This window comes from Yersinia similis (assembly GCF_001053095.1).
In the GTDB taxonomy this organism is placed as follows: Bacteria; Pseudomonadota; Gammaproteobacteria; order Enterobacterales; family Enterobacteriaceae; genus Yersinia; species Yersinia similis.
Genome location: NZ_CGBP01000076.1, coordinates 1 through 1,741 on the forward strand (window position 1 = coordinate 1; position 1,741 = coordinate 1,741).

Genomic DNA, 1,741 nt, shown 5'->3' on the forward strand with positions numbered 1-1,741 from the left:
GCCGGGAACCAGATAATGTAATCGTGGAAACATCTCCCAAGATGAGAAAATAAATTATTGAATTAATATTTACGTTACTAATTACATTTACAAATCCAAACCCCCAGAAGGCGGTTTGGATTATATGTTTTATTTATTTTTTGAAACCGGGCTTACCATTTTCAGCTCGCCATTTTTTTACTTTTTCAAGTATCTGCCTTGGTGTACATTCATAATCTGACAGTGGGTAATATATAAGATCAGTGCCTTCTGGATGTTCCGTAACACACTCAAAGTGTTCTAATAATTCATCTAGTCGAGCATCTGTGTCCGCAATATTTTCTTTAAATATCTCCTTTAAAAAATCAATAAATTCTTCTTCCGTATATTCAGAAATACTATTTTTTAGTTTCATTGCTTACCTTTATTTTTTGAATGAAGTTCTATATGTAGTTTTGGAGTTAAAATTCTCAAATTGTCTATATTGTATACTTCGCCATTATCTTTAATAAATTTAACATGATGGATTTCAAATGGTATACGCTTACCACCAGAATCAATTTTTTTAGCTTTAGGGGCCTTACCTACACTCATACGCTCGCGATTACTAATAATAAACTGACCAACCAACTCAGGATCATTCGCCACCTCTCGCCAAAACGCCGCCCTAAATCTACCAAAATTACTAAACCGCCTGCCACGTAATTTATCGGCAATCTGAGCGGGAATGGGTGCCCCCATATCTTTACCCGCATCTACCAGCCAGATCCCCGTAATTCGCTCACCATGGGTGAGTTTTAAATAAACATAAAAGTCGCCAAAAAATCATATTATAACTGAATATTTTTTTACTATTTAAATAATAACCCACCATTAGTCTGGATAATAAAATTAGATCTGACAGTCATATTATTAAGTGTTAAGTAGCTGAGAAAAACTTCTTTTTTATCAAACCAGCCTAAATACATCCCCCTTATAATTCTCATCATGAATATATTTTCACATTAAGATTATTATAAAATAAGAAAAATGCCCAACAATACACTCATTGACTGGACGTTAACTGAAGCATATTTTTTATTATTCAACACCGTATTTTTTGTCGGTCACGAATTTCGGCTCTTTCCAATTCGGGCCTTTTAATGTATGGCCCTTTTCATCCTCAGCCAACTTGGCTTCTTTTATTAGCCTCTGATAAGTAAATAAAAGTTCTCGGTTAGAGACTATATTAAAACGATATCTTACATACATCCTCTCAATACCTTGATAGGCTGTATTAGGAGTAAAAGCTAACAGAACATCTTCTACTGTTTCATTTTGAATTATCTTTTCCATGATTGACATTATTTACTCCCTAACGAATTTTTTAACTCTGCTTTGATATATGCATCTTCAGCTTCTGAAGTATATAATGGCTGAGTTTTTTCATTAATTTTAAAATCTTCCAGAGTTGCTGTATGAGCATCATTCCAAACAGATTTATCATTGACATCATCCGGTATTCCTAGCATACGATATCGTTCTAGCTCTCTGATTTCATGAGTATAGAAGCGCTTATCAATATCGGTAGCGGTGAGTTTGTTTGTGAGAATTTTCTCCAACCTCTCGAACATTAATTTATTATCCTCTAATTCACCAAAATGCCTTGTATGTCGTTTTACCATAAGGACTATTAAGGTAAAAATACACTGGCTCCAGCCCGGAATCTGCCGGGAACCAGATAATGTAATCGTGGAAACATCTCCCAAGATGAGAAAATAAA

General features: G+C 34.3%; 3 protein-coding genes and 1 pseudogene. All 4 read right to left on the reverse strand.

Annotation, left to right across the window (positions count from 1 at the left end; all coding sequences use genetic code 11):
* Window positions 1-133: 133 nt before the first annotated feature.
* Window positions 134-394, reverse strand: a complete 261-nt coding sequence (locus AC971_RS21400; protein WP_025382118.1) for a bacteriocin immunity protein — start codon at window positions 392-394, stop codon at window positions 134-136.
* Window positions 391-720, reverse strand: a complete 330-nt coding sequence (locus AC971_RS21405) for an HNH endonuclease signature motif containing protein (protein ID WP_025382117.1) — start codon at window positions 718-720, stop codon at window positions 391-393. Before AC971_RS21405 ends, AC971_RS21400 begins: the two co-directional genes overlap by 4 nt.
* A gap of 339 nt (window positions 721-1,059) precedes the next feature.
* A complete protein-coding gene (locus AC971_RS21410; RefSeq protein ID WP_025382116.1) occupies window positions 1,060-1,323 on the reverse strand; it encodes a hypothetical protein in 264 nt (87 codons plus the stop codon).
* Window positions 1,323-1,741: pseudogene (locus AC971_RS23750) on the reverse strand (S-type pyocin domain-containing protein); the annotation flags it as partial. The gene AC971_RS21410 and the pseudogene AC971_RS23750, both read right to left, overlap by 1 nt.

Bases quoted from the DNA above. Each gene is read 5' to 3' on its own strand.
- AC971_RS21400 (WP_025382118.1), bottom strand. From the start codon at position 394: ATGAAACTAAAAAATAGTATTTCTGAATATACGGAAGAAGAATTTATT.
- AC971_RS21405 (WP_025382117.1), bottom strand. From the start codon at position 720: ATGGGGGCACCCATTCCCGCTCAGATTGCCGATAAATTACGTGGCAGG.
- AC971_RS21410 (WP_025382116.1), bottom strand. From the start codon at position 1,323: ATGTCAATCATGGAAAAGATAATTCAAAATGAAACAGTAGAAGATGTT.